Origin of the sequence: Clostridium sp. OF09-36 (assembly GCF_003481985.1) — a bacterium.
Lineage (GTDB): Bacteria > Bacillota > Clostridia > Lachnospirales > Lachnospiraceae > Brotaphodocola.
In genome coordinates this window covers 23,008-43,757 of record NZ_QUMD01000012.1, presented here as the reverse complement: position 1 = coordinate 43,757, position 20,750 = coordinate 23,008, and the positions used below count along the sequence as shown (strand labels likewise).

The 20,750-nt window shown below is 48.6% G+C and carries 18 protein-coding genes, 2 pseudogenes and 1 other annotated feature; of the genes and pseudogenes, 1 reads left to right on the top strand and 19 read right to left on the bottom strand.

The features are described from left to right. Window positions 1-25: 25 nt before the first annotated feature. The 15 genes and pseudogenes from DXA97_RS10935 to DXA97_RS10860 form a co-directional block, all read right to left on the bottom strand. The gene (locus tag DXA97_RS10935) at window positions 26-2,077 is read right to left on the bottom strand and encodes a DNA topoisomerase (RefSeq protein ID WP_118720068.1); all 2,052 of its coding nucleotides are present in this window, start codon (window positions 2,075-2,077) and stop codon (window positions 26-28) included. Window positions 2,078-2,216: 139 nt separating this feature from the next. Then, the gene (locus DXA97_RS10930; RefSeq protein ID WP_118720066.1) at window positions 2,217-3,068 is read right to left on the bottom strand and encodes a tyrosine recombinase; all 852 of its coding nucleotides are present in this window, start codon (window positions 3,066-3,068) and stop codon (window positions 2,217-2,219) included. Window positions 3,069-3,303: 235 nt separating this feature from the next. Continuing rightward, the gene (locus DXA97_RS10925) at window positions 3,304-3,882 is read right to left on the bottom strand and encodes a hypothetical protein (protein ID WP_118720064.1); all 579 of its coding nucleotides are present in this window, start codon (window positions 3,880-3,882) and stop codon (window positions 3,304-3,306) included. A 74-nt stretch (window positions 3,883-3,956) separates the two neighbouring features. Beyond that, window positions 3,957-4,541, bottom strand: a complete 585-nt coding sequence (locus DXA97_RS10920; protein ID WP_118720134.1) for an NUDIX hydrolase — start codon at window positions 4,539-4,541, stop codon at window positions 3,957-3,959. Window positions 4,542-4,704: 163 nt separating this feature from the next. After that, window positions 4,705-5,502: a pyrroline-5-carboxylate reductase gene (gene proC / locus DXA97_RS10910; RefSeq protein ID WP_118720060.1), complete on the bottom strand. Its 798-nt coding sequence runs from the start codon at window positions 5,500-5,502 to the stop codon at window positions 4,705-4,707. Between the two features lie 108 nt (window positions 5,503-5,610). Beyond that, on the bottom strand, window positions 5,611-7,302 hold the full coding sequence (locus DXA97_RS10905; RefSeq protein WP_118720058.1) for a DEAD/DEAH box helicase: 1,692 nt from the start codon (window positions 7,300-7,302) through the stop codon (window positions 5,611-5,613). Between the two features lie 237 nt (window positions 7,303-7,539). Then, window positions 7,540-8,472 (bottom strand): L,D-transpeptidase family protein, encoded by a 933-nt coding sequence (locus DXA97_RS10900; RefSeq protein WP_118720056.1) that lies wholly within the window; start codon window positions 8,470-8,472, stop codon window positions 7,540-7,542. A 30-nt stretch (window positions 8,473-8,502) separates the two neighbouring features. Further along, window positions 8,503-9,195 carry a response regulator transcription factor gene (locus DXA97_RS10895; protein ID WP_118540845.1) on the bottom strand — a complete coding sequence of 231 codons (693 nt, stop codon included), beginning with the start codon at window positions 9,193-9,195 and terminating at the stop codon, window positions 8,503-8,505. Continuing rightward, window positions 9,170-10,192, bottom strand: a pseudogene (locus DXA97_RS10890) (HAMP domain-containing sensor histidine kinase); the annotation flags it as partial. The gene DXA97_RS10895 and the pseudogene DXA97_RS10890, both read right to left, overlap by 26 nt. Window positions 10,193-10,430: 238 nt before the next feature. Further along, the gene (locus DXA97_RS10885; RefSeq protein WP_118720052.1) at window positions 10,431-11,204 is read right to left on the bottom strand and encodes an ATP-binding cassette domain-containing protein; all 774 of its coding nucleotides are present in this window, start codon (window positions 11,202-11,204) and stop codon (window positions 10,431-10,433) included. Further along, window positions 11,197-12,081, bottom strand: coding sequence for an ABC transporter permease (locus tag DXA97_RS10880; RefSeq protein ID WP_118720050.1), 885 nt, complete (start codon window positions 12,079-12,081; stop codon window positions 11,197-11,199). The genes DXA97_RS10885 and DXA97_RS10880 overlap by 8 nt, the downstream gene beginning before the upstream one ends. An 84-nt stretch (window positions 12,082-12,165) precedes the next feature. Then, entirely contained in the window at window positions 12,166-13,257 is a 1,092-nt protein-coding gene (locus DXA97_RS10875; RefSeq protein ID WP_118720048.1) for an ABC transporter substrate-binding protein, read from the bottom strand. A 168-nt stretch (window positions 13,258-13,425) separates the two neighbouring features. Then, window positions 13,426-13,688, bottom strand: a binding site (T-box leader). A 144-nt stretch (window positions 13,689-13,832) separates the two neighbouring features. Next, on the bottom strand, window positions 13,833-15,905 hold the full coding sequence (gene recG, locus DXA97_RS10870; protein ID WP_118720132.1) for an ATP-dependent DNA helicase RecG: 2,073 nt from the start codon (window positions 15,903-15,905) through the stop codon (window positions 13,833-13,835). A gap of 31 nt (window positions 15,906-15,936) precedes the next feature. Then, the gene (locus DXA97_RS10865) at window positions 15,937-17,634 is read right to left on the bottom strand and encodes a DAK2 domain-containing protein (protein WP_118720046.1); all 1,698 of its coding nucleotides are present in this window, start codon (window positions 17,632-17,634) and stop codon (window positions 15,937-15,939) included. A 13-nt stretch (window positions 17,635-17,647) separates the two neighbouring features. After that, window positions 17,648-18,004, bottom strand: coding sequence for an Asp23/Gls24 family envelope stress response protein (locus DXA97_RS10860; protein WP_118540859.1), 357 nt, complete (start codon window positions 18,002-18,004; stop codon window positions 17,648-17,650). A gap of 278 nt (window positions 18,005-18,282) precedes the next feature. Here DXA97_RS10860 and rpmB point away from each other — a divergent pair, with 278 nt between their 5' ends. Beyond that, window positions 18,283-18,468, top strand: a complete 186-nt coding sequence (gene rpmB / locus DXA97_RS10855) for a 50S ribosomal protein L28 (RefSeq protein ID WP_118533668.1) — start codon at window positions 18,283-18,285, stop codon at window positions 18,466-18,468. 147 nt (window positions 18,469-18,615) lie between these two features. On the opposite strand, the gene DXA97_RS20170 is transcribed toward rpmB, so the two are convergent. From DXA97_RS20170 to DXA97_RS10840, 4 genes and pseudogenes are all read right to left on the bottom strand, one after another. After that, window positions 18,616-18,753, bottom strand: a complete 138-nt coding sequence (locus tag DXA97_RS20170; RefSeq protein WP_182436865.1) for a hypothetical protein — start codon at window positions 18,751-18,753, stop codon at window positions 18,616-18,618. Between the two features lie 164 nt (window positions 18,754-18,917). Next, window positions 18,918-19,363: pseudogene (locus tag DXA97_RS10850) on the bottom strand (GerW family sporulation protein). A 36-nt stretch (window positions 19,364-19,399) separates the two neighbouring features. Beyond that, entirely contained in the window at window positions 19,400-20,413 is a 1,014-nt protein-coding gene (locus tag DXA97_RS10845; RefSeq protein ID WP_118720044.1) for a DUF2953 domain-containing protein, read from the bottom strand. Window positions 20,414-20,480: 67 nt separating this feature from the next. Beyond that, window positions 20,481-20,732 (bottom strand): hypothetical protein, encoded by a 252-nt coding sequence (locus DXA97_RS10840; RefSeq protein WP_347561562.1) that lies wholly within the window; start codon window positions 20,730-20,732, stop codon window positions 20,481-20,483. Window positions 20,733-20,750 lie beyond the last annotated feature (18 nt).

The window sequence follows — 20,750 nt, the reverse complement described above, 5'->3', positions numbered from 1 at the left end:
CTTTTCTTTCATTTGAAATATATGTTTACTTCTTTTTGTAATTCTGCCCGGCTGCCTCAAAGTATTCCCGCAGCTGGTACTGGTTGTTTAAGTGTAAAACCCCATAGGTCCGGCCAGCCACAAAGCGCTCCAACTTTTCCATATATTCGTCCGGGGTAATGGAGCCCTCTGCTACGTAAGTCAGGCCCTTTTCCCAGCTGGCAGTCAGTTCCGGGTTTAAAAGCTGGCGGATGGATGCACCAACCACATCAAAAACCAGCTCTCCGAGAAGTGTCGGCGTGATGATCTGGGTTTTTCCGTTCAAGGTCAGGTATTTGATATTGACCAGCTTTTTCAGGATCTCTGCACGGGTCGCACTGGTTCCGATGCCGCTTCCTTTGATCTGTGCACGGAGATCTTCATCCTCAATGAGTTGTCCGGCATTTTCCATAGCAAGGATCATGGAACCGGAGGAATAGCGCTTTGGCGGGGATGTCTCCCCCTCCTTGATGGCAAAGCCATCTGCCGGAAGCGTCATCCCCTTCTTTAAGGATGCCAGCATGGCAATGAAGGCCGGGTTTTCCAGATCCTTTTTGTTGGTCTCCGATTCTTCCTTATCGTCCCCGTCCGCATCCGGAGTCTGCGCGGCAGGAGCGGATGTGTCGTCTATCTTTTTCCGCTTTGCTACTTCTGCTACCTTTAAATACCCCGGCTCTGTGAGTACCCGGAAGCTGGTGAAAAAATGTTCCTGTCCGCAGGCCAGCTCCAGGGCATATTTCTGGTAAACCGCTGCCGGATAAAAGATACTTAAAAATCTTCTTGCGATCACTTCATAAATTTTTAAAGACAACGGGGACAGGCTTCGCATGGCGCCAAAGCCCTGTCCGGTCGGGACGATCGCATAATGGTCTGTGATCTGCTTATCATTGACATAACGCGTCTTTGCAATTCCCTGATAGGCATTCTGCTCCAGAATTTCCTGGGCAAAAGCCTTTACCGGCTCAAAATTGCGTAATCCTCCGATATTTTTTGCGATTTCCTTTGCCACTGCAGTGGAAAGGACACGGGCATCGGTTCGTGGATACGTCACCAGCTTTTTCTCGTACAGCTCCTGCACAACCTTTAAGGTTTCATCCGGGCTGATCTTAAACATTTTAGAACAGTCATTCTGAAGCTCGGCGAGGTTATAAAGAAGCGGCGGGTTTTTTGTTTCCTTTTTCCGCTCCACCTTGCTTAGAACACCCACCAGTGGATCATTTTCTTTTAGCTGGCTGATGAGGCATTCCGCATCCTCCCGTTTTTTGAATCCATTTTCCTTATAAAGCTTCGGCGACTGGAAATAGCGGGAACCCTCCACACTTCTCCACTCTGCGTCAAACTTCATATCCTGGGACAGAAACGTGCCGATAACACGGTAGAATGGAGTTTTCACAAAGTCCCGTATTTCCCGTTCCCGGCGCACCACCATACCAAGTACACAGGTCATAACACGGCCAACCGAAAGCACGGTCCGGTCAGCTTTTAAGAAGGCCGAAATCGTGGGGCCATATTTTAAAGTCAGCAGACGGGAAAAATTAATTCCCATCAGATAATCTTCTTTCGCCCTGAGGTAGGCAGAAGCTGCCAGATTGTCGTATTCGCTCCAGTCCTTCGCCTCGCGGATGCCGCGCAGGATTTCCTCCTCTGTCTGGGAGTCGATCCAGACGCGCTTGCGTATTTTTCCTTTGACACCAGCCATCTGGTCTACCAGACGGTAAATATACTCTCCCTCACGTCCGGAGTCTGTGCAGATATAGATGGTGTCAATGTCCGGCCGGTTCAACAGGCGGCTGACAATGGAAAACTGCTTTGACACGCCATCGATCACCTGGTATTTAAACTCCTTTGGCAAAAATGGCAGCGTCTGCAGGCTCCATCGTTTGAGTGCCGGATCGTAAGCCTCCGGATAACTCATCGTAACCAGATGTCCCACACACCAGGTCACTACGGCAGTATCGGACTCGATGTAGCCGTCCGACCGTCTTGCAGAAATCTTTAACGCATCGGCAAACTGCTGTGCTACGCTGGGTTTTTCTGCGATATATAATGATTTTCCCATAAAATCAGGATTCCTTTCTATTTCAGTTGCCCTACAGGGGAACATGCCCGCTGATCAGCGGACGCGCCACTGGCACCTCCTCAATATGTAATGCAACAACAACAGGCGTACGCAGTCCGCGCCGCCTGTAACTTTTTTCTTAATGCTGTTTCTGGATATAATTCTGGTAAGCCAGCGTAGTTGCCAGATCTGCATGCCCGAGCATCGTCTGGACTGCCTGGATATCTGCACCACTGCTGATCAGATGTGCTGCAAAGGAATGACGCAGGGTATGCGGGGTGATATCCACCTGAATGCCAGCCTTATCGCCATAATATTTAACTATTTTCCAAAAGCCCTGTCTGGACATCTGCCTGCCGCTACAGTTTGTAAACAGCCAGACTGACTCATTTTCCTTTATCAGCTCCGGCCTTGCCTGGTCCAGATAGGTTTTCAGATACTGGTTCACCTTTTTACCGAAGGGGATCATGCGCTCCTTTTCCCCATCCCGGCAGATAAGAAAACCGACAGACAGATTGACATCCTGAAGCTTTAAGCCGATCAGCTCAGAAACACGGATCCCGGTAGCATAAAGAAGCTCCAGCATCGCCTTGTCGCGGATTTCCTTTGCACTGGTTCCATCCGGCTGTTCCAGAAAGCGGTTTACTTCTTCCACAGAAAGGATCAGCGGAATCTTTTTTTCGATTTTCGGTGTTTTCAGAAGCTCGGCCGGGTCTCTGTGGATGTTTCCCTCCATAAATTCGTAATGGAAGAATGCCTTTGTGGATGCCAGAATGCGGGAAATGGTTGTGGTTGCCTTTCCTTTTCTCTGCAGATAAGAAATATACGCATTCAAACTGGTCTTTGTCACCCTGGACGGCTCTTCAATTCCCTGACGTTCCAGATACTCTTTCAGCTGTCTTAAGTCTCTCTGGTAAGATACCACCGTATTTCTGGATGACTGTTTTACATCCTCAAGATAATGAATAAAAGCCTCAATCTCTGTCGTCATGTTCTTAAAACCCCAATTTTCCAAAAATGATGAATACCATTATATCCGCATTTTTCAATAAAATCAAACACATATTTCCATTATTTTTGCCCATTTTCCGATGATTGACATAAAAATACAACATGTTGGAGACAGCGTTTCTTTCCGCTCAACATGTTGTAAATTCAGAATTGTATTTTTTTAGAACAATTCATGGATGCACCAATACTCCATGCGTCCTAATGCTGTCAGACTCTCACAGGCATTTCAGAAGCAGCGGATTCACATAAAGCTCCAGCCAGATTCCTGCCGCCAAAAGAAACAGTGTAATACAGATAAGGCGGTCCTTTTGTACTGGCCGCTCGGATCCGCCAGCAAACAAAAGCAAAAACAGACAGGACAGGTAGGCAAGATCCTGCGGAAAACCTGCCACCAGAAACAGAACGCCACCCATGATCCCGCGGCCCCAGACAAAAAGGCTCAGATTGCTTCCTATATAAAAACCTGTCAGAATCCCCAGAAGCAGACTTCCTGTTTTCCGGAAGCGACACCGGGTTACTGCAAAAACAGCCGCCATCTCCAGGAAGCGGGCCACAAGCAGAAACACCCTGTCTGCCCGGCCTCGCAAGGACACACGGCTCCAGTAGTCTGCCATTTCTCCGTACAGCACCTCATAATTTACAATGTCTTTATAAAACACTCCGTTGCATAACAGCACGGCAAACAGCCATCCAGCAAAAACAGCTGCAGCAAGTGTTATTATAAAACGATCTGTCCGCATCAGCAGCACCACCATTTTTTGCAGCTTATCTGCTATAGGAAATCCCGGCTGCATCGTTTTTCTATCTTATGCAGCCGGAGGGAAAAAATATTCGCTTCTGTTCCTGCTTGTGTATCCAGCAAATCTTTTTACTTTCCGTATTTTGCTGCATACGCCATAATGGCTGCCACAGTCTTGGCATCCGTCATCTTGCCTGTATAGATCAGCTCCTGCAGATTCTCCAGCTTCCAGCGCTCTACATTGATCGATTCATCCTCATCCAGTTGCTGCTTCGACGGGATCAGGTTTCTTGCTACAAACACATCGATCGCCTCATCGCAAAATGCAACCGTTGTGTTTAAGCTCATCAGATATTCCAGCTTTTCACAACGGTAACCGGTCTCTTCTTCCAATTCCCGGTAAGCACACTCAATCTTTGGCTCGCCAGGAGCATCCAGCTTGCCTGCCGGAATCTCCAGAGTTTCGCGGTCCAGAGCATTACGGTACTGACGGACCATAAGAAGCCGTCCATCGTCCGCTACAGCAACTACAGCAGCCGCACCATCATGATGGATAAAGTCCCAGTGCGCCTCATGCCCATTCGCGATCACGGTATCTTCATAAATTTTCAGGATCGTACCTGTGTATTTGAGCTGTCGGTCTTTGCGGATGACCGGCTCAACCTTTCTCTGATTTTCTGACTGTTCTGTGCCCTGACTCTTTTTTTCCTCCATGCTCATACTGATTTCCTCCATTCCGTTTCGGCATCTGATTTCCTTTTCTGATTCTGTTTTCTTTTTCTGATTCTATTTTCTAGTTTCTTTTTTGATTCTGTTTTCAGCCTTTCCATGCCATTCTCCGGCAGGTCCTGCCATCGTTTTTCTTTTATCTTCCCGGTTACTGGATCCCCTTGCATTTTGCATAACAGGCATCGGTTGCCTTGATCAGGGCATTTCGAAGACCATATTCTTCCAGCGCAGCCACACCTGCAATGGTGGTACCACCCGGTGAGCATACCTTATCTTTTAACATTCCCGGATGTTCGCCCGTTTCCAGCACCATTTTCGCGCTGCCAAGCACCGTCTGGGCCACCAGCTTATATGCGTCAGCACGCGGAATCCCATACTTTACGGCACTGTCTGCCAGCGCCTCAATGAACATGTATACATAAGCCGGGGAGCTTCCGCTGGCACAGACCACGGCATCCATCAGTTTTTCATCCACAATCGTCATGCGCCCAAAGGAGGTAAACAGGGTCTCGATCATCTGCTGCTCCTCTTCAGAAAACAATGCTTTATCATAGCAGACTCCCGTCATGCCTTCCCCAACTAACGCCGGAGTGTTCGGCATGGCACGAACGATCCGGCACGCTTTTCCAAACCGTTCCTGGAGATTTGCGATAGAAATGCCCGGTGCGATTGAAATGATGATCTGATTTTCGGTAACCGCATTACGGATTTCCCCGATCACGGTATCGAACTGCTGCGGTTTTACCGCCAGGATCAGGCAGGTGCTTTCTTTTGCACAGCTTACGTTATCTGCTGCATAAGAAACTCCGGTTTCCGCAGAAACATGCTCCATATGCTCCTTGTTCCGCGCGGAAAAGATAAGCTGATCCGGCTCCACTGTCTTTAAAAGTCCCTTTAAGATTGCGTATCCCATGTTGCCCATACCGATAAATCCAAACTGCTTCATGTCCGTTCCTCCTGTCTGTTATCTCAATCTAATAATACCACAAAAGGCGCGTACTTTCCATACGCGCCTTTGCCAATATCCGGTTTCTATATTCTATACAAGAAATTTCTATCTGCCGTTTGCCGGCTCCATGTGAATGTTTTTTCCTTTGATGCGGGCATTCTTCATGCACTCCAGCACTTCCTCTGCGCAGTCCTGCGGAACTTCTACGAAGGTGTACTTGTCATACATATCGATGCTGCCTACCAGACGTCCGGAAATACCGGATTCGCCTGCAATGGCACCCAGAATGTCGCCCGGTTTTACTTTCTGATCCTTACCAATGTTGATAAACAGGCGGGCCATATCGGCATCCTGGTTCTTTCCTCTGCCGCCACGACTGTTTCTTCCATCTTTGCCTTTGCCATCTCTTCTGCCGCGTCCGTTTCCACGGTCACCGCGGTCACGTCTGGAATCCAGATCATCTAAGGATCTTGCCGGACGGTTATCGAAAATGATATCCTCATTTTCTTCGCCCATGTTCATACGCAGCAGTGCTGCAGCCAGCTCTAACGAGGTGTAATCCTCCTCCAGCAGCTTTTTCTCCAGAATATGGGAAATACGGCTTAAATCCATATCGGTCAGGACTTCCTTTGCCTGATCCAGGATCTTTTCTGCCTTAATCTCGGTGATATCATCCAGAGACGGGATTGCCTGCGGAATGATCTTGGTCTTGCAGTAACGCTGGATATCGCGCAGCTTATACACCTCGCGGCCTACCACAAAGTTAAACGCGATACCCTCACGGCCTGCACGTCCGGTACGTCCGATACGATGTACATAGTACTCGTCATCCTGCGGGATATCGTAGTTGAATACCGCCTCAACATCATCGACATCGATACCGCGGGCAGCCACATCGGTTGCAACCAGGATCTCGGTGCGTCCGTTGCGGAAACTGTTCATAACACGGTCACGCTGTACCTGCTTTAAGTCTCCATGCAGTCCCTCTGCAAAATAACCACGTCCCTGCAGCTCAGTCACCAGCTCATCGACCTGCTTCTTCGTATTGCAGAATGCTACGGAAAGCTTCGGAGCGTACATATCGAGCAGACGGCACATAACCTCAACTTTGGTCTTCGGTTTTACTTCATAATAATACTGGGTTACCTTCGGCACGGTAAGCTCCTTCTTTACCACCTTGACAATCTGCGGATCCTTCTGGAAATTCTCCGCGATCTTCTGGATGGCTGCCGGCATGGTAGCGGAAAACATGACCGTCTGGCGCTCCTCCGGAAGCTGGCTTAAGATGGTCTCCATGTCCTCTAAGAAGCCCATGTTCAGCATTTCATCTGCCTCATCCAGAACAACGGTATGTACCTGGTCAAATTTCACGGTCTTGCGGCGCATATGGTCCATCACACGGCCCGGAGTACCGATGATAATCTGGGTACCGTCTTTTAAACCGCGGATCTGACGCACGATATCCTGTCCTCCATAAATTGGAAGAATCTTGATTCCATGCATGTATTTTGCAAGATTACGGATCTCATCTGCCACCTGGATGGCAAGCTCACGGGTCGGGCAAAGGGCGATCGCCTGCAGTTTTTTCTTTTTCGGGTCGATCTTCTGCAGAAGCGGGATACCAAACGCAGCTGTCTTACCGGTTCCTGTCTGTGCCTGTCCGATGATATCGTGGCCTTCCATCTCTACCGGGATGGCTTTTGCCTGAATCGGGGAAGCCTCCTCAAATCCCATATCGGTCACTGCACGCAGGATGCGGTCGTCTAACTGTAACTCTTCAAATTTTACTGTTTCCATTCATTTTCCTCATTCTATTCTAATCTGTTTTCAAGGGAACACGCAGGTCAATTCCTGTGGGAGAATCCTGCGTTCTCAGGCATGCAACCACCTGCCTCCGACAGATTTTTGCATACGATTTCCATAAAAAAAGAAGATTCAGGATGGTTTCTGAATCTTCTTCAGCACAATTTTGTATTCTAACATACGGAAATTGGAATGTCAATTTTCTTTTCGCGTGCAATCTGGAAGTCTAATCTAGAAGTTTCCGTCCGGCGAAAGTCCCTGATTCACTCCGTATGTATTATAAATCTGCCCAAACGTTCCTTTCGGTGCCTGTGCAATGAACGATGCCCCACTGCCGTACTTTCCATAAAGCTGCATGATCTGCTTCATCTGCTCCCGGTCAATGGCCACACAGCCGGAGGTGTAATCCTTGAATTCTCCGGAGCAATGTAAAAACAAAGCGGAACCCTGGTTTTTGATTCCATTTGGATTAAAGCCTGCGTCAATGACATAATCATAATATCCGGCATAACCGGAGGTTCCGACCTGTTCGCCCTCTCTCGTACTTCCTTTTACCAGACGGTTGGAATCATCTTCCCATACATAGGAGGTATCCACCTGAATGTAGTCGGACGGAAAGCCTGCTTCCGTCTTTGCCTGGCCAAACGGCGTGTTCATTTTGAACACACCGATCGGCGTGGTTTTATCGCCGGACTGGCGGTGATTGCTCATTCCGTTCATGCCAAGATGACCGGTGGTCTCCACCCGTTTTTCCCAGTTCGCAGCTGTGCTGCTCCGCTCAAATGCATAGACATCGCAATTGGAAGCACCGGTTCCTTCCACGACGACCAGTACCCGGGCTTCTTCCGGGAGTACGAAGCGGGATACATCCGCCGTTCCTGCCATGACAGAAGCTGCTGCCTGCGCACCCACAGAAACAGAAGCTTCTACGGTCACTGCTTTTCTACCTGTCTCATTTTCCATCTGATTTCCTGCCTCCCCGCTTTCTTTTCCGCCCGGTGCGTCAAAACTTACCTGCACGGATTTCGTTGCTTCATGATCAGTCTGTTCTGCCATTTCCGAAGTCTGCATAGTGCCTGTTGCTGCGTTTGCTCCGCTTCCTGCCGTTAAAACCGGTGCAGACAAAATGGCTGCAGCCATATAAATTCCTGCATGGATTCCCATGTTTCTTCCTCCATCTGTACTTTATGTGCCTTATACTTTAAACCGATACCCGACGCCCCAGATCGTCTCAATATACTGCGGCTTCGCGGTATTGAACTCAATCTTCTCGCGGATCTTCTTAATGTGCACGGTCACCGTAGCAATGTCACCGATGGAATCCATATCCCAGATTTCCCGGAACAGCTCTTCCTTCGTATATACATGATTTGGATTCTGCGCAAGGAAGGTTAAAAGATCAAATTCTTTTGTAGTAAAGTTTTTCTCTTCTCCGTTCACCCAGACTCTGCGGGCGGTCTTATCGATCTTTAATCCACGGATCTCAATGATCTCATTTCCCGGGTTGCCACTTCCGATCAGGCGCTCATAGCGGGCCAGATGCGCCTTTACACGCGCTACCATCTCACTCGGGCTAAATGGCTTGGTCATGTAATCATCGGCTCCAAGTCCAAGTCCACGGATCTTGTCGATGTCGTCTTTTTTTGCGGAAATCATGATGATCGGCGTATTTTTCACCTGGCGGAACCGTCTGCAGATTTCAAATCCGTCCATGCCCGGAAGCATCAGATCCAGGATCAGAAGATCAAAATCTTCGTTTAAGGCACGCTCCAGTCCTACATCTCCCTGCTCCTCCAGTTCTACTTCAAATCCGCTTAACTCCAGATAGTCCTTCTCAAGTTCTGCGATGCTGGTTTCATCTTCAATGATCAGAATTCTGCTGCTCATTCTGTATTACCTCCTGATATTTTCTCAGCACAAAATGCATCTCTGTGCCGATTCCTTCTTTGCTGGTCGCCCAGATGCGGCCGCCATGATCTTCAATGATCTTTTTGACAATGGAAAGTCCGATCCCGCTTCCACCCTTGGACGAATTCCGGGATGAATCCGTGCGGTAAAACCGGTCGAAAATATACGGCAGATCCTTTGCCGCAATCCCCTTACCATTATCTTCGATTTCAACCTGGATAAAATCACCCACATCCTTGATGCGGATATTGATGATTCCCTTTGGTTTATCTAAATATTTCACCGAATTGCTGATGATGTTATTGATGACGCGCTTCATCTGCTCCGCATCCGCGATCACCTCTACGTCTTCATTTACATAGTTGAAATATCCCAGCTCAATCCCACGGGATTCCATATCCAGCCCGACTTCTTCCGCGCAATCACGAAAATAGCCATTTACATTGATCCGGGAAAAGGTGTACGGGATCTTATTGGTATCGATCTTGGAATAAAAGGTCAGCTCATCGATCAGACGGTCCATATCATTGGCCTTGTTGTAGATGGTCCGGATGTATTTGTCCAGCTTTTCCGGTGACGATGCCACACCATCTAAAATGCCTTCCACGTACCCCTTGATCGCCGTGATCGGCGTCTTCAGATCATGGGAAATGTTACTGATCAGCTCTTTATTTTCATTGTCATACTGGATTTTCTGCTCGGCACTCTCCTTTAACCGGATGCGCATCTCCTCAAAATCCTGGCAAAGCTCGCCAATTTCATCATCTTCCTCGATATCCAGGGTAAAGTCCAGATTGCCGTCCCGGATTTTCCGGGTCGCTTCCTGCAATTTACTTAACGGACGCAGGACAGAACGGTAAACCCAGATTGTCAGGGAACCGCAGATAAACATCAGCATGAGTACCGCTGTGATCATAAGCTGGGCGATCATACTCTTGACCTCCGGACCAAACTGATCCATCCGGTAAACCATGAAGATCCGTCCCACAGACAGCATCAGCCCCACAAACAAAATAGGCAGTACACTGAACGTGACAAATGCAATGGCAAGACGCGTTTTTAATTTCATAAAAATACACCTCTTTCTACTGGTATCAGTATACCATAAAGAGGTGTATTCCGTTTATAAAACTATTCTAAATTTTCCAACAATTATTTATGATCGTTTACGCAACGCATGGACCGCAACATTGCAGCTTCCACAACACATCCAGTTAGTTTCCGCATTCAATGCTGATCTCGTTAAACTTCTCCAGAATGTGATCGATCTGAATCTGTTTCTTTTCTTCTCCTGCCTTGTCGATGATCACATGTCCCTGATGCATCATCAGCAGGCGGTTGCCGTACTCAACCGCATAGCGCAGGTTGTGGGTGACCATGATGGTTGTCAGATGCTTTTCTTTTACGACCTTGTCTGTCAGTTCCATAATGATGTCTGCGGTTTTCGGATCCAGCGCTGCCGTGTGCTCATCCAAAATCAGAAACTCGATCGGTGTCATGGTGGACATTAAAAGTGCCATAGCCTGACGCTGGCCGCCGGAAAGCACTCCGACCTTCACATCCATCTTATCTTCCAGGCCAAGTCCCAGCATGTGGAGCTGTTCCCGGTAAAATTCAATGCGCTGGCGGTTCGTGCCGGGGCGTAAGTTAAACGGTTTTCCCTTGTTGTCAGCCAGTGCCATATTTTCCAGGATCGTCATGGACGGGCAGGTTCCCATTGCCGGGTTCTGGTACACACGGCCGATCCGTCTCTGCCGCTTAAACTCCGGCATATTGGTGATGTCCTGACCGCCGATCCTGATCTGACCATCATCCAATGGGATGCTGCCGCAGATCAGGTTCAGCATGGAAGTCTTGCCGGATCCATTGGAACCCACCACCGACACAAACTGTCCATCCTCGATGGAGAGGGAAAAATCATTGAAAAGGCACATCTCGTTGACCGTGCCCGCGTTATAGTATTTGTGGATATGGCTTAACTCAAGCATGTGCCTTTACCTTCCTTTCTTTCCGGTTGCTCGCAACCAGAATGATCAAAAATAGAACTGCCGTGATCAGCTTTAAATCCGACGCTGCCATGCCCAGGGCGATTGCCAGGGATACGCAGGCTTTGTACACGATAGAACCGAAAATAACTGCCGTCGTTGCTTTCACGCTACGGAAGCGCTTCAGCAACTTCGTACCGATGATCACACTCGCCAGGCCGATGACCATGGTTCCGGTACCGGTGCTGACCTCAAAAAAGCCTTTCTGCTGGCAGTATACACAACCAGCCAGGGCAACAAAGCCATTTGCAAGGGCCAGGCCAAGAATCTTGACCATTCCCTTATCTTTCGCAAGAGAAGTAACCAGCACCTCATTATCGCCGACCGCCCGGAGCAGATACCCGGCACGGGTTTTTAAAAACAGATCCAGTAAAACCTTGCAGACCAGAACGATCACAAACAGGATAATGCAGACCAGATACGGATCCAGTGCTTTCGGAACAACCGCTTCCAGAAATGCATTTTCAAAAATCGTTTCCTTGCTGAAGATCGGCAGGTTTGCCTTTCCCGCGATCCTTAAGTTGATGGAATACAGTGCCGTCATCATAATGATGCCTGAGAGAAGATCCCGCACCTTCAGCTTTACATGGATCAGGCCGGTGATGCATCCGGCTAAGAGTCCTGCCGCAAAGCTGATCAAAAGTGTAAGCACCGGATGCACGCCCTTTAGGATCAGCATCGCTGTGACAGCCGCTCCCATTGGGAAAGTTCCGTCCACAGACAGATCCGGAAAATCCAGGATTTTATAAGTAATGTATAAGCCGAGTGCCATGATCGCGTAGATCAGACCCTCCTCAATGACGCCAATGATGATAGACATGTGTTTCCTCCGAATTTCTAAACGCACAGGACGGGGCAGCCCTGCTTTGTGTGATGATGAGTCTGCCCCGTTATGTTCTGCATCCTAGTTTGTTGTGATTTCATCGAACAGTGCTGCCGCATTATCAGAAAGCTCTGCCGGAATGGTGATGCCAAGGTTTTCAGCCACCTTGTTGTTGCCGTAGAAAGCAGCCTCTTCAATGACTTCAAAGTTCATCTCGCTTGCTTTCTTCTCGCCCTTTAATACCTTTGCTGCCATCTTGCCGGTCTGCTCGCCAAGGCTGACGTAATCCAGTCCGACGGCTGCCAGACAGCCAATCTTAACCTGCTCGATCTCGCTTCCGAATACCGGGATGTTCTTCTTTGCAGCCTTATCCAGGATGACCGGAAGGGAGCTGACTACGGTGTTATCGGTTAAGTTGTTGATGCAGTCAACCTTCTCAACCAGTGCATCTGCTGCCAGCGGAATGTCTGCCGTGGAAGAAATGCCGCTCTCTACGATCTCAAAGCCATACTCCGGAGCTGCTTTCTTGTATTCCTCAATTGCGGAAACGGAATTGATCTCGCTGGTGCTGTACATGATACCGATGGTCTTTGCATCCGGAAGCATGGTGCGGATCATCTTTAACTGGCTCTCTACCGGAAGCTTATCGCTGGTACCGGTGATCTCACCAACCGGGGTTCCATCTGCATTGGCAAGCTCTGCCAGTACCGGATCCGTTACTGCGGTATAGATAACCGGGATGTCGGCATCTTTTGCTGCGCTGTATGCACTCTGCGCGATCGGGGTTGCAATGGCACAGATCAGGTCGGCTTTCTTGGAAATAAAGTTGTTCATGATCTGGCTTGCGGTTCCGCCGTCTGCCTGTGCGTTTTCATACAGGACAGTCAGGTTCTTACCCTCTACGATACCCTCATCTGCAAGGCCCTGTAAAAATCCGGTGCGGCAGTTATCCAGGGAACCATGCTCTGCGAACTGTCCGATACCTACGGTATACTCACCCTCTGCAACTTCCGGTGCCTCTGCTGCATCCTCACTGCTTTCCTCTGCTGCCTGTGTCGTGGTTTCTGCTGCCTTGGTATCTGCTGCAGTTGTCTCTGCGGTCTTGCTGCCGCATCCTGCCAGTGCCATCATTGCTGCCATTGCTGCTGCCATAACTTTCACACTTTTTCTCATAATCAAATCCTCCTTGCCTGTTCTGGTTTTTCATTGTTTTCTACAAGGACAACCCTTAGGCCGGATGCCTGTTCCTGCTAAGTGTTTTCCCGGATCGTATTTCCTGAAAGTTTCATAGGACGCACTTTCCGGAAAATAAAAAAGTCCCAAATACAGATTTCATTCTGTATTTGAGACGAATTCACTTAATCCGCGGTACCACTCAAATTGGTTTGCACCCACTCACCCGTATACTAACATATACGCCGCCAGGTAACGGTTGCGGTTTCCGTCAGTCCCTACTCCCATGTCTTACGAATGTTTTCGTTTTCCCTGGTTTCAGATCTGCCCTCGAAAGTCCATTCAGCAATCCCTTCCATACTGCAATCCCACCGCCTGCAGCTCTCTGTGATATCAGCGAAGTGCTTACTCCTCTTTCTCATCGGTTTGTCTTTGTTGGTACATATCATAATGCGCGAATTCGGATTTGTCAACTACTTTTTTCTGACAATATGGCGGCTCACAAAACGGTCAATATTTTCTAACGGTTGGGAGAGACTGTTGCAGGCTGGTTCCCGTCTACGCTACTGACTACGCTATAGATTTAGTTTGTCGTAGCTCTTACTCAGATAAATATCCAACCGTTCTTTCAGTGGCTGATATTCTTCGCTCTCCAGATTTGGATCCTGTTTCAGGATGTGATTCACTTCTTCGGATACTGTTTTTAATAAATTTGCATCCGTAAAGATATCCGCAATTTTAAATTCCATGTCACCGCTCTGACGCACGCCAAAAAAATCGCCGGGACCGCGCAGCTTTAGATCCTCGGAAGCGATATAAAAGCCGTCGTTGGAGCGGTTTAAAATATCCAGGCGTTCCTGCGTTCCGTCCTGGTCCGAGCAGTTGACCATGATACAGTAAGACTGGTGGGCACCCCGGCCCACGCGTCCGCGCAGCTGGTGAAGCTGTGCCAGTCCAAAACGTTCCGCATTTTCAATCATCATGACCGTTGCGTTTGGCACGTTCACACCGACCTCCACAACCGTGGTGGAAACCAGCACCTGAATCTCACCGGACGCAAACCGCTCCATGATCTGATTCTTTTCTTTGCCTTTCATTTTGCCGTGCAGATACTCTACGGTAATGCCAGCCGGAAGCTTTTCCCGCAAAATTTTTGTGTAATCTAGTACATTTTCCGCCTCGATCAGTTCGCTCTCCTCTACCATCGGACAGATCACATACGCCTGGCGTCCGGCTGCCACCTCGCGGGCAATAAACTTATAAGCTTTGTCACGGTAACCGGTATCTACCACACAGTTTTTAATGGGCAGACGCTCCGCAGGCATCTCATCGATGATGGAAATGTCCAGATCTCCATAAAGAATGATGGCAAGTGTCCGTGGAATCGGAGTCGCACTCATGACCAGCACATGAGGTGTCAGCTCCTGGTCCGTTTCACTTCCCTTGTTTCCCAAAGCTTCCCGCTGGCCCACACCAAACCGGTGCTGCTCGTCGGTAATGACCAGGGCAAGACGGTCGTAATGAACTTTCTCCTGGATCAGTGCATGGGTTCCCACGATGATATCCGCCTCATGAGACGCTATTTTCTCGTAGGCCAGACGTTTTTCCTTTGCCGTCATGGACCCGGTGACCAGAACCACCTGTTTCTCAATACCATACGTTTCAAACAGTTCCGTGATTGATTCGTAATGCTGCTTTGCCAGTACCTCAGTCGGTGCCATCATGGCTCCCTGGCATTCGTTCATGGCAGTCTCTAATAATGCCAGCACCGCCACAATGGTCTTGCCGGATCCCACATCGCCCTGCACCAGCCGGTTCATGACCAGACCGCTCTCCAGATCCTTCCTCACTTCCTCCAGCACTTTTTTCTGGGCGCCGGTCAGTTCATAAGGCAGGGATGCCAAAAGCCGGTCAACCTCAGACGATCTTGAGATGATATAGCGGCTCTTTAGATCCTGACGTTTTTCCTTTAACCGGCGCACCGAAAGCAGGAAGAACAAAAACTCATCAAACACCAGGCGCTTTCTGGCAAACAGCAATTCTTTTTTATCTGCCGGAAAATGAATATGCTCAATGGCATAATTATATTCCGCCAGTTCATAGCGGCTGCGAAGTTCTTCCGGAAGATACTCACGCTCCATCTGCCGCTGCAAAAGAGCCTGCTGCACCGCACGGGTGATTGCCTTATTGCCCAGCCCTTTTGTCTGTCCATACACCGGCTGCATGGAATGCATGACACCCCGGTACTGCTCCGGTGTGAACACTTCCGGCTGTTCCATGGTCAGCCGCCCGCTTTTTTTGACCACACGGCCACGGAATACCAGGATCTGACCCATCTGCAGGACATTATGCAGATACGCCATGTTATACCAGGTCAGCTGCAGGGTTCCCGTCATATCCCGCACATCCGTAATGATGACCTGAATATTTTTAAAACGGCGCACGGATGGTGTTTTCATCAACTGCCCAGATACCGCAAACACGCCTTTTTCCCGGAGATTTCCGATTGGAACCGGCTCTTCATAGGCATCATAAGCACGCGGATAGTCGTGCAAAAGTTCTTCTACTGTTTCTACACCCAGTTTGGAAAATAATTTTGCTGTTTTTTCTCCGATTCCCTTGAGACTTGTGATTGGCTGCTGATTCATCGTTTTTCCTTCTGGTTTTCCGTCGTTTTTACTACTCAACGGAAATCAGATAATAATAGATCGGCTGACCGCCCTCCTGAAGCTCAATCTCCACATCCGGGCAGCTTGCCTGAAGTTTTTCGATCAGAGCCTCTGCGTCCTCTGCAGTGACATCGCTTCCGTAGTAAACGGTCACCAGCTCAGAATCCTCATCCAGCATCGCCTTTAAGGTATCCCCGGTAGTCTTCTCCAGATCGGTACCGACCGCCAGCATGCCATGATCACCGATTCCCATGATGTCACCCTCGTGGATCTCCATATCATCGATCACGGTATTGCGTACGGCGTAGGTGATCTGACCGGTCTTCACACGCCCCATCTCCTCTACCATAGTCTCCAGGTTTTCCTCCGGAGTCTGGTCCGGGATGAAGTTGATGAGGGCAGTGATTCCCTGCGGAACCGTCTTGGACGGAACAACAATGATCTGCTTGTCCTCTACCAGATATTTTGCCTGCTCTGCAGCCAGAATGATGTTTTTATTATTCGGCAGAATATAAACCGTATCAGCATTCACATGCTCGATGGCATTCACCATGTCCTCGGTACTCGGGTTCATGGTCTGACCGCCCTCGATCAGATAATCTGCACCAATGCCTTTAAAGATCTCGCCCAGTCCTTCGCCTACGGATACGGCAATGAAACCATACGGTTTTCTCGGCTCGTCTTTTGCAGTCTCTTTCTGATCTTCCTCCGCTTTCTGCTCTGCTGCCTTGCGCTCAGCATCCTGGATGACACGCTCCTGGTGCTCCTCGCGCATGTTGTCGATCTTCATGCGGGAAAGGGAACCAAAGGTCAGTGCTTTCTGGATCGCAAGACCCGGATCGTTCGTGTGAACATGAACTTTTACGATATCATCGTCAGAAACGACTACGATGGAGTCACCAATGGATTCCAGATATGCCTTGAACTCATGCTCGCTGTTTTCGTCGTAATGTTTTTCCAGATTGATGATAAACTCCGTACAATAGCCATACTTAATGTGTGCGGTATCGATATCAGTTGCTGCTGCGCCTTTTGCCTCAGTCTGCACGTTCACAGCTGCCTTTGCGTCCGGAACGGTGATATCAACCTCTTTGCCGCTGACGCCATCAAATGCGCCCTTTAACACCTGCATCAGGCCCTGTCCGCCGGAATCCACCACGCCAGCCTGCTTTAATACCGGAAGCATCTCCGGAGTCTGGCTGAGTACATAGTCACCATGCTCGATGACCTTCTCACCAAATTCCAGAACATCTTCTGTCTCTTCTGCTACTTCCACAGCCTTATCTGCCATACCCTTGGCCACCGTAAGGATGGTACCCTCTTTCGGCTTCATAACTGCCTTATAGGCAGTTTCTGTTGCATGGACAAATGCCTGGGCCAGTGTTTTTACATCGACTACATCTTTTCCTTTGATCTCTTTGGTAAATCCACGGAACAGCTGGGATAAGATAACACCAGAGTTTCCTCTCGCACCACGCAGGGAACCGGAAGAAATCGCTTTTGCCAGGGAATCCATGGTCGGCTCCTGCACGGCTGCCACTTCCCTTGCGGCAGACATGATCGTCATGGTCATGTTGGTTCCGGTGTCACCGTCCGGTACCGGAAATACGTTTAACTCGTTGATCCACTCTTTTTTTGCTTCTAATCCCTTTGCTCCGGCTAAAAATGCCTTCTGCATCAGACGGGCGTCAATTACCTTTACACTCACCGTCAGGTCCTCCTTAATCGATAACTCGTACACCTTCTACATAAATGTTGATCTTGTCAACCTCCATGCCGGTGAATTCTTCTACTTTGTATTTTACGCTTGCGATCAGATTGTCAGATACTGCACAGATGCTGACACCATAAGCCACAATCACGTGGAAATCGATGGAAATATGGTTGTCCTTCACCTCTACGGTAATTCCGTGAGTCAGACTCTCGCGCTTTAACAGCTTAACCAGACCATCTTTCATGCTGACAGCTGCCATACCAACAATACCAAAACACTCTACCGCCGTCATGCCTGCATACATGGCGATCACATCGGAGCTAATCTGAATCTCGCCCAGTTTGTTGTTGATGCGTCCTTTCATAGAAACCCCTCCATATCTATCTGAATTTAGGTTACTGCTCACACATGCGTGGCCAGCAACATAGTTTTCTGGATGCCCGGATAAAAGGGCATAATTTAACTAATCAATCATACCATATATCTTTCCTGCTGTCCATGACGAGTTTTCTCGAAAACAAGAAACAAAAATATTTTCTCAAAAAAATGTAAAATTTCACTTGCCAAAACCATGACTTTCTGCTATCATACTTTATGTTGTGGTTCCTTACGGGACCAAGTACCGGTTAAGGAGGTGCAATCATGGCTAAATGTGCAATCTGTGAAAAGGCTGCTCACTTCGGAAATAACGTGAGCCACTCCCATAGAAGATCCAACGCGATCTGGAAAGCAAACGTTAAATCCGTTAAGGTTAAAGTTAATGGAGGAGCTAAGAAGATGTATGTATGTACTTCTTGCTTACGTTCTGGCTTAGTTGAAAGAGCATAATTGGAACTGAATGCAGAGGACATGTCGTTTGACATGTCCTCTTTTTCGTTACCCATTCTTATCCGCTTGTTTTCTTTTCATCTTTTCATCATCTTCTACACATGCATTTAACAAAAAACTGCTCTTTTTGCAATTTTCGTTTGCAGTCTAGCAGCAGAACAGATAATACCCCAACGTCAGACACCCAATGATAAAGATCAGGGTCGACAATGTCTCCGGAATGAACAAAAGAAGCGTCATTCCGATCCCAAAACAAAAAAGCATAAGCCCCAGAACACGCCTCATGGCAGCCTCCTGATATGATATGGCTGTCGTCTGCGCAGCCTCTATTCCTTATTAGTATATGCCAGATTCCATAAGGTATGAACCAGGGCTTATGATGTTGTCTTTTTCGCGATATTCCGCCAGATGATTTCATGCAGTACAGCGCAGCGTCTCCCGCCTGATTTCTAATCTGCCTGCACTTCGTTTTTGCTTTTTTCTTCCTGTGCAGGGACTTCCTGTGCAGCTGCCATCTCATTGGCCGTCTCCATCGCCTTTTCTGACACCTCCGGTGTCTCCTGTTTTCCGCCAACAAATTTATTTACAAAATCCGGTACCATGTCCAAAACCTTGGTCACCGCATCCTGCTGTTTGATGTTGACCAGCTTGGTCACACCGTTCTGGATCACAAGGACAGCACTTGGCTCATCTTGGCACTCATACCGCCTCCGCCATTGTGCTTGGCATTCTCCGCAAAAGAACCCGCTGCCATGCCGCAGGTCACATCCACCAGCGGCAAAATGATGGCATCGTCCACCTTTACGGCATCTCCCACCACCGTCTTGGTCGTCACAAACTGATCCATTCCCTTAAACAGGGCTTCTACTGTTGAAACAAATTGATTCTCAGCCATCGTATTGTCCTCCTTTTTGGAACGCGCGCTGACACCTTACGCCTCCCGCCATTTTTTTATCCATAAACGGATATTTTTATTCTGAAGCACCCGGAATATAAAAAGCAAAAGTGTCGCAAGCCGGATGCGCCCTTTCAGTTTCAGTTCTCCCTCCAGACAGGTTTCCAGGAAATCTGGAATCACCTGAACGCTTCGGCCATAGAGAGGATAAAACGGACTAATCCAGGTGAGAACCTGCCCGGTCCTATACGGATCTCCTAAGCCGAACCGAAGTTTTCCTGCCATCTTCTGCGGCGAAATATGCCGGATGATTCCAAAGATCTGTTTCTTTGCCAGCCGAAACGCCGCTTTGTTTTCTTCATCCTGAAGAAAGTGCCAGATAGTATCCCACTGTTGTTTTCCTTGTTTCAACTTTTTCGCAAGTCTTTTCAGTTTTTTGGGAATGCTGCAAATCCGTTTTTTCCAGCCAGTCCAGAAGCGGCGCAAACGTTCTGTCAGAATGGACAGACGAGACTTATGCTCTTTTGGTTTCTGTCCGGCTTGCGTTGTTTTCCCAGCATTTTCCGCAGATTGTGCCGTTTCGCTTTTCTTTGAGGCATCTGGCAGATCCGATTCCGGTTTTGCCACTTCTGCAGTCTCCATCCGTTCTTTCAGTTCCTGACCAGATTCACTTTTTTGTTCTTCCGAATTCCCATTCGCACAAGCCACGTTCTCTTCCAGAGCTTTTTCTGAATTTCCTTCTGGAATTTCAGGGGAATTTTTCTCCGGCGTTTCTCCCGCCGCTTTCCCGTCTGACTTTTCCCGTCCGGGATGAAACCAGAGGATCCGGAAATCCACATGCAGTTCTCCGTCATAGAAAGCTTTTAATGAAATGAGGTGAAAGAACCAGCTTACCGAAGCCTTGCCTTTGAAGGATTCATAACAGCTTCCCTCTGCCCGGTACCGCACCGGCACAAACAGCACGCTGAAGATGACCGCCAGAACCAGTCCCAGCACGATCAGGATCAGAATGCCGATCAGTTTTAAGATTCCCAGTACAATCGCTACCATACATCATTTCCTGTAAAGCGGGCAAAGGATGCCGCCGATACCTCTCCTGTTTTCTGATACAGATCATCTACCATCTGCGGACCACCTCCAGCGCTTCCCAGTATGTAACGGCAATGCCCAGGATCATGCGTTCTTTTTTCTTTTCTGCCGGAGTCAGAAGCATCACGGAAGGGTAGATGTCACAGAGATTCTCTCCATTTTGCGGGGATGTAATCACATAAACCTCCGGCTGCAGCTTTTCCTCCCGGATTCCCTGGATGATCGCATAGCGGTGCCGGCGTGCCTTCTTCCCCATGTATAAATGATCGTACCACTGCATAGCATCTCCCTCTTACAC

Excerpts from the sequence above, each read along its gene's own strand:
- DXA97_RS10925 (WP_118720064.1), bottom strand. The coding sequence starts at position 3,882 with ATGCAGCCGGGATTTCCTATAGCAGATAAGCTGCAAAAAATGGTGGTG.
- DXA97_RS10860 (WP_118540859.1), bottom strand. The coding sequence starts at position 18,004 with ATGAAAGGACGCATCAACAACAAACTGGGCGAGATTCAGATTAGCTCC.
- DXA97_RS20170 (WP_182436865.1), bottom strand. The coding sequence starts at position 18,753 with ATGAGGCGTGTTCTGGGGCTTATGCTTTTTTGTTTTGGGATCGGAATG.
- DXA97_RS10895 (WP_118540845.1), bottom strand. The coding sequence starts at position 9,195 with ATGAGCAGCAGAATTCTGATCATTGAAGATGAAACCAGCATCGCAGAA.
- DXA97_RS10905 (WP_118720058.1), bottom strand. The coding sequence starts at position 7,302 with ATGGAAACAGTAAAATTTGAAGAGTTACAGTTAGACGACCGCATCCTG.
- DXA97_RS10845 (WP_118720044.1), bottom strand. The coding sequence starts at position 20,413 with ATGGTAGCGATTGTACTGGGAATCTTAAAACTGATCGGCATTCTGATC.
- proC (WP_118720060.1), bottom strand. The coding sequence starts at position 5,502 with ATGAAGCAGTTTGGATTTATCGGTATGGGCAACATGGGATACGCAATC.
- rpmB (WP_118533668.1), top strand. The coding sequence starts at position 18,283 with ATGGCTAAATGTGCAATCTGTGAAAAGGCTGCTCACTTCGGAAATAAC.
- DXA97_RS10880 (WP_118720050.1), bottom strand. The coding sequence starts at position 12,081 with ATGTCTATCATCATTGGCGTCATTGAGGAGGGTCTGATCTACGCGATC.
- recG (WP_118720132.1), bottom strand. The coding sequence starts at position 15,905 with ATGAATCAGCAGCCAATCACAAGTCTCAAGGGAATCGGAGAAAAAACA.
- DXA97_RS10920 (WP_118720134.1), bottom strand. The coding sequence starts at position 4,541 with ATGGAGGAAAAAAAGAGTCAGGGCACAGAACAGTCAGAAAATCAGAGA.
- DXA97_RS10935 (WP_118720068.1), bottom strand. The coding sequence starts at position 2,077 with ATGGGAAAATCATTATATATCGCAGAAAAACCCAGCGTAGCACAGCAG.
- DXA97_RS10840 (WP_347561562.1), bottom strand. The coding sequence starts at position 20,732 with ATGCAGTGGTACGATCATTTATACATGGGGAAGAAGGCACGCCGGCAC.
- DXA97_RS10885 (WP_118720052.1), bottom strand. The coding sequence starts at position 11,204 with ATGCTTGAGTTAAGCCATATCCACAAATACTATAACGCGGGCACGGTC.
- DXA97_RS10875 (WP_118720048.1), bottom strand. The coding sequence starts at position 13,257 with ATGAGAAAAAGTGTGAAAGTTATGGCAGCAGCAATGGCAGCAATGATG.
- DXA97_RS10900 (WP_118720056.1), bottom strand. The coding sequence starts at position 8,472 with ATGGGAATCCATGCAGGAATTTATATGGCTGCAGCCATTTTGTCTGCA.
- DXA97_RS10930 (WP_118720066.1), bottom strand. The coding sequence starts at position 3,068 with ATGACGACAGAGATTGAGGCTTTTATTCATTATCTTGAGGATGTAAAA.